The organism is Stappia stellulata (assembly GCF_020176715.1).
Lineage (GTDB): Bacteria > Pseudomonadota > Alphaproteobacteria > Rhizobiales > Stappiaceae > Stappia.
In genome coordinates this window covers 21,004-27,472 of the sequence record NZ_JAIVMF010000026.1, presented here as the reverse complement: position 1 = coordinate 27,472, position 6,469 = coordinate 21,004, and the positions used below count along the sequence as shown (strand labels likewise).

Annotated in this window: 4 protein-coding genes; 2 read left to right on the top strand and 2 right to left on the bottom strand. The window is 63.7% G+C overall.

Annotated elements, in window-relative coordinates:
• Positions 1-199: 199 nt before the first annotated feature.
• Both LC092_RS19685 and LC092_RS19680 read right to left on the bottom strand, forming a co-directional pair.
• Positions 200-664 (bottom strand): MerR family transcriptional regulator, encoded by a 465-nt coding sequence (locus LC092_RS19685; protein ID WP_224809294.1) that lies wholly within the window; start codon positions 662-664, stop codon positions 200-202.
• A 526-nt stretch (positions 665-1,190) separates the two neighbouring features.
• Entirely contained in the window at positions 1,191-2,282 is a 1,092-nt protein-coding gene (locus LC092_RS19680) for an AraC family transcriptional regulator (RefSeq protein WP_224809293.1), read from the bottom strand.
• Positions 2,283-2,598: 316 nt separating this feature from the next.
• Between LC092_RS19680 and LC092_RS19675 the strand changes: the two genes are divergently transcribed.
• The gene (locus LC092_RS19675) at positions 2,599-2,925 is read left to right on the top strand and encodes a helix-turn-helix domain-containing protein (RefSeq protein WP_224809292.1); all 327 of its coding nucleotides are present in this window, start codon (positions 2,599-2,601) and stop codon (positions 2,923-2,925) included.
• A 165-nt stretch (positions 2,926-3,090) separates the two neighbouring features.
• The gene (gene carB, locus LC092_RS19670; protein WP_224809291.1) at positions 3,091-6,405 is read left to right on the top strand and encodes a carbamoyl-phosphate synthase large subunit; all 3,315 of its coding nucleotides are present in this window, start codon (positions 3,091-3,093) and stop codon (positions 6,403-6,405) included.
• Positions 6,406-6,469: the final 64 nt, after the last annotated feature.

Genomic DNA, 6,469 nt, shown 5'->3' with positions numbered 1-6,469 from the left:
CAAGCTGCTCAAGCGTCACCATCTCGAGCGCTGTCTGATCCGGGCCGGGCTTCTTCAACATAAAAACAATGAATCAAAAACCCCCGGCCAAAGCCAGGGGTTTGTCAGCAGTCTGAGGCGCCGCGGAAATCCGCGGCGCCTTTTTCACGTTCGTTTCCGGTGCGCGGCCGCTTGGAAAACGCGCCTTGCCGCTGACGGCTCAGGCGTTTGCCCCGGACTTGATCAGATCGTCGAGCGCATCCAGCACGCCGGTCATCTCGTCGACCTGCTCGACGATCTGCGCCTGCTGCTCCTTCAGGATCTCTTCCTGCCGCGCGCAGATCTCGCGCAGCGCCTTGAGCTGCGTCTCGCGAGCCTGCTTGCCCTCGACCAGGGAGATCACTTCGCGGATTTCCGTCAGCGTCAGGCCGACCCGCTTGGCCTGCAGGATCACGCGCATACGGCCCACATCGCGTGGGCCATAATGTCGCCGGGCGCCACGACGCTCGGGGTTCAGCAACCCCTTCTCCTCATAGAAACGCAATGCGCGCAACGTCACGCCGAATGTGTCCGCCATTTCGGCAATGGACAGCTTCGCGTCATCGGAGGGATCAATACGGATCGGACCGGCCAGGTCCGGAACTGCGACTGACTTTTCCGATAATTTCAGCATTCCGATACTCATCGTTTTCCCGATCTATCGCGTCGTGCGAAGAAGATTGCGGAGGATTCTCCGCACCCGACCGCATCAGCGGTCACCCTCGGGAAGGTCGCGGGTCGATTGCGCGTGTAACCGCGTTACATCGAACGGCAAACATTCCCAAAGGTCAGTATGCCATTGCCGACGCGTCGGCACGTTCTCCGAACGCGCCATTTTTTTATCCGCGGACACCAATCGACGCATTCTTTAAAAAAGATACGCACGCAACGCGAACAAAATAAAACTTTCAACCGTCACGATAAATAGAAATTATTACGTCCATAAATTTCATCAATGACAAAAACTTACAAACCGAAAGTTGATTTGCAGATTTGCATCACAAAATCTTTCGAGATCATGCAGAAACCCTGATCTCCAAAACCAATAACGAAGCGTCTCGGCTCCGGTCTCGCGATCAGAGGATCAACAGACTTAAGTCAACTGCTTGATTTTCAGGCTTTTAACGTCTCCCGGTTGCAACGGTATACCGTCGCGACTTGCAGTCATGCGCCTATTTCGAGGCGGCATCGAGCGACGCAAAGGCTGCCGCCCCCCCCTTGCCCGAGGTCGCCCGCTCCAGCCGCCATGCCGACGGCGGACATCCGAACCACCGTTTGGCCGCGCGCGAAAAATTCCCCGTGGCGGAAAAGCCGAGCCGGTAGGCGATTTCGGAGACGGACATCGTCGTATACCCGAGAAGATCGACGGCCATGCGATAGCGCACAGCATCGTGGAGCCCCTGAAACGTCTGTCCGCGCTCCTGCAGGCGGCGCTGCAACGCCCGCACGCTGATCGCCAGCGCCGCCGCGACCGTCGCGGCGGTAAGCCCCGGATCCGACACCCGTTCGGCGATCGCATCGCACACCCGTGAGGTGAAATCCTCCGCCCGGCGCCGGTCGTCCAGACGGCGGCGGTTCAGCTCGCACAGCGCCGCAAAAAGGTCGTCGTCGCGCAGCGGGTTGGGCTGCCTGACGTCGTCGACCTCGTAGCGCAGGCAGTTCACCTCGGCCTCGAAGCGCACGGGCACCCCGAAGAAGGCCTCATGTGCCTGCGGCGAGGCCGGGCGGCTGCGCGTCAGCGACACATGCGACAGCCGCACCCCGTCGCTGCAGACCTGTTGCAGGCGCATGAGGGTCTTGCTCGCCGTCCGGTCGACCAACTGGTCGCGGCAGACAAGCTCCGGGGACAGGGCGAATGCGATCGAGGCACTGCCACTGGCGTGCCGGGCACGGACCTCCGCCAGATCAAGAACGATGCAGATGAACCGCGCCGTCGTCTGCAGGGCGGTGAGAAAATCCGGCGCGTACCGCAGGGCGAGCGAGACCGTATCGTCGCGCCCGGGTCCCATGTCCCGCGACCAGGCGAGGGCAAAGGTCTCGTCCCCCGAGTAGGCGGCGCACACCTCCAGCGCGCGCGCATGGGCGCGCAGGCTGATATGATCGCCGAGCGACATCGGCGCGCTCAACTGGTCGAGACCGTTCTCCCGCATCACCCGGTCGTAGGGAACGCCGCGCGTGCGGCAATAGTCCGCCAGCCCTGACTGTGCCCGCGAGTGTATAAGAAGCGTGTCACTCAAGGCCGGAAGGCCTTTTCGCGCGGACATGAGCATGGGTCCATCGATCAGGAGAGTGCGGACATCCGCAACAACGAGAGGCCGACTGACCCGAGCCGGAACGCTCGTCAAGTCAGACTAAAGTATTTATCAACAAATTATCAATGAGGTCCAGTCCGGAATGACGCAGAGCCCGCACTGTCCCCAAGGCCGTCTTGTCTGGGTCATTGCATGAGCGGGTTTGACATTTTCTTGATCAGGACCGATTCATTGGCGCGGCCTCGGCCGTGCGGGCGCATGGGGAGCGGACGCGCCGGACAACGATCACGGGAGCAGGAGCCGGGTGCGTGCGGGTCCGAACACGACAATGAAGACGACAGGTTCCGATCAGAGCTTATCCGATCAAGGCTTCGAGACGATGACGCCGGACCGGTTTCGCCAGTGGCGCAAGGCGCTGGGGCTGAAACAGAAGGACGCCGCCGACCGGCTGGGTCTGAAGAAGCGCATGATCCAGTATTACGAAAAGGGCGACCGGGACGGCCGCCCCGTCGAAATCCCCAAATCGGTCCGCCTTGCCTGTTTCGCCATTTCCAGCGGCATTGACGATTTCAACGGGACCGATAGCGTCGCGGCGCTCGTGCCGGCGCCGGACACGGCGGCTGATCGGGCCGCGAAAACCTCCAGCCAGGACTGACGGAACGCCCACGGCGGTCATTTGGCGGCGCCCGATGCCAGCGATGGGGTTTCGCAACCCGCGCTTTTTGCCTATAAGCCGCGTTCAGCCGACCGATTTGCCATCACCTCACCCTCCCGCCCCGCCACAAAGCGGCGGACGCGGGCGAAGTCTCGCGAGCCAACAATGCCCAAACGCACAGATATTTCCTCCATTCTGATCATCGGAGCGGGTCCGATCGTCATCGGGCAAGCCTGCGAGTTCGACTATTCGGGCACCCAGGCCTGCAAGGCGCTGCGCGAGGAAGGCTACCGGACGATTCTGGTGAATTCCAATCCGGCGACGATCATGACCGATCCCGATCTCGCCGATGCGACCTACATCGAGCCGATCACGCCGGAGATCGTCGCACAGATCATCGAGAAGGAGCGCCCCGACGCGCTGCTGCCGACGATGGGTGGCCAGACCGCGCTCAACTGCGCGCTGTCGCTGCGCAAGATGGGCGTCCTGGAGAAATTCGGCGTCGAGATGATCGGCGCGACCGCCGAGGCCATCGACAAGGCCGAGGACCGCGAGCTGTTCCGCCAGGCGATGGACAAGATCGGGCTGGAGACGCCGCGCTCGCGCCTCGCCCATTCGCTGTCGGAGGCGCTCGATGCGCTCGACGACATCGGCCTGCCGGCGATCATCCGCCCGTCCTTCACGCTCGGCGGCACCGGCGGTGGCATCGCCTACAATCGGGAAGAATACCTCGACATCATCGAGCGCGGCCTCGACGCCTCGCCGACGACCGAGGTGCTGGTCGAGGAATCGGTGATCGGCTGGAAGGAGTACGAGATGGAGGTCGTCCGCGACAAGGCGGACAATTGCATCATCATCTGCTCCATCGAGAACATCGACCCGATGGGCGTTCATACCGGCGATTCGATCACCGTCGCCCCGGCGCTGACGCTGACCGACAAGGAATACCAGATCATGCGCGACGCCTCGCTGGCGGTGCTGCGCGAGATCGGCGTGGAGACCGGCGGCTCGAACGTGCAGTTCGCCGTCAATCCCGAGAACGGCCGGCTGATCGTCATTGAAATGAACCCGCGCGTGTCGCGCTCCTCCGCGCTTGCCTCAAAGGCGACCGGCTTCCCGATCGCCAAGATCGCGGCCAAGCTTGCGGTCGGCTACACGCTGGACGAACTGGAAAACGACATCACCGGCGGCGCGACCCCGGCGTCCTTCGAGCCGTCGATCGACTATGTCGTGACCAAGATCCCGCGCTTTGCCTTCGAGAAGTTCCCCGGCGCCGAGCCGATCCTGACCACCGCGATGAAGTCCGTCGGCGAGGTCATGGCCATCGGCCGGACCTTCGCGGAAAGCCTGCAGAAGGCGCTGCGCGGCCTGGAAACCGGGCTCGACGGCCTCAACGAGGTCGAGATCCCGGGCCTTGGCCAGAACGACGACAAGAACGCCATCCGCGCGGCCCTTGCCTCGCCGACCCCGGACCGCCTGCTCAAGGTGGCCCAGGCCGTGCGGCTCGGCATGGACCTCGACCAGATCTACCGCTCCTGCCACATCGACCCGTGGTTCCTGCGCCAGATCGAGGGGATCGTCGAGATGGAGGAGAAGATCCGCGCCCACGGGCTGCCGGATCACGCCGAAGGCCTGCGCAAGCTGAAGTCGATGGGCTTTTCCGACGCTCGGCTCGCCTCGCTCGCCGGCCTTGAGGAACGCGACGTGCTGAACCAGCGCGCGCGCCTCGACGTGCATCCGGTCTACAAGCGCATCGACACCTGCGCGGCGGAATTCGCCTCGCCGACCGCCTATATGTACTCCACCTACGAGCCGCCCTTCGCCGGCAAGCTGGCCGACGAGGCCGACCCGAGCGACCGCAAGAAAGTCGTGATCCTGGGCGGCGGCCCCAACCGTATCGGCCAGGGCATCGAGTTCGACTATTGCTGCTGTCACGCCGCCTTCGCGCTGCAGGACGCGGATTTCGAGACCATCATGGTCAACTGCAACCCGGAGACCGTGTCGACCGACTATGACACCTCCGACCGGCTCTATTTCGAGCCGCTCACCGCTGAAGACGTTCTGGAGATCATCAACGTCGAGAAGCGTAAGGGCACGCTTCACGGCGTGATCGTGCAGTTCGGCGGCCAGACGCCGCTGAAGCTCGCCCAGGCGCTGATGGATGCCGATGTGCCGATCCTGGGCACCTCGCCCGACATGATCGACCTGGCCGAGGACCGCGACCGCTTCCAGAAGCTCCTGCACAAGCTCGGCCTCAAGCAGCCGCAGAACGGCATCGCCTATTCGGTCGAGCAGAGCCGGCTGATCGTCGCCGACCTCGGCCTGCCGCTCGTGGTGCGCCCCTCCTATGTGCTGGGCGGACGCGCGATGCAGATCATCCGCGACGAGGAGGCGCTCAACGCCTATCTGCTCGGCACGCTGCCGGAGCTGGTGCCGGGCGACGTGCGCGCCAAATATCCGAACGACAAGACCGGCCAGATCAACACGGTGCTCGGCAAGAACCCGCTGCTGTTCGACCGCTATCTCGACGGTGCCATCGAGGTCGATGTCGACGCGATCTGCGACGGCACCGACGTCTTCGTCTGCGGCATCATGGAGCACATCGAGGAAGCCGGCATCCACTCCGGCGACAGCGCCTGCTCGCTGCCGCCGCATTCGCTGTCGGCGGACACCATCGAGGAACTGACGCGTCAGGCCAAGGCGCTGGCCAAGGGCCTTGCCGTCGGCGGCCTGATGAACGTGCAGTTCGCGATCCGCAACGGCGACATCTTCGTGCTCGAGGTCAACCCGCGCGCCTCGCGCACGGTGCCCTTCGTCGCCAAGACCATCGGCCAGCCGATCGCCAAGATCGCCGCCCGCGTCATGGCCGGCGAGAAACTCGCCGATTTCGGGCTCTCCCTGCCGCCGCTCAAGCATGTCGCGGTCAAGGAGGCGGTGTTCCCCTTCGCCCGCTTCCAGGGCGTCGACACGGTGCTCGGTCCGGAAATGCGCTCCACCGGCGAGGTCATGGGCCTGAGCAGCTCCTTCGAGGTCGCCTTCGCCAAGTCGCAGCTCGGTTCCGGCACCCGCGTGCCGACCAGCGGCACGGTCTTCGTCTCCGTGCGCGACGCCGACAAGGAGCGCGCGCTCGACCCGATCGAGCGGCTCGCGCGGCTCGGTTTCAAGATCATCGCCACCCACGGAACCCAGGCCTTCCTGGAGGAGCGGGGGATTTCATGTGCCAAGGTGAACAAGGTGCTTGAAGGGCGACCGCACATCGTCGATGCTATCAAGAATGGAGAGGTCCAGCTGGTCTTTAACACGACCGAAGGGGCGCAGGCCCTCTCCGACAGCCGGTCGATGCGCCGCGCCGCGCTCTTGCACAAGGTCCCCTATTATACGACCTTGGCGGGAGCCGTAGCGGCGGCGAAAGGGATCGAGGCATACGCTTCAGGCCATCTTGAAGTGTTCCCCTTGCAGGCCTATTTCGCACAGACCTGAGTTCAGAGCGTCCCGACCGGAAACCCGGTCGGGCGGTGGATTTTTTATCGCGCGCCCGGAACCG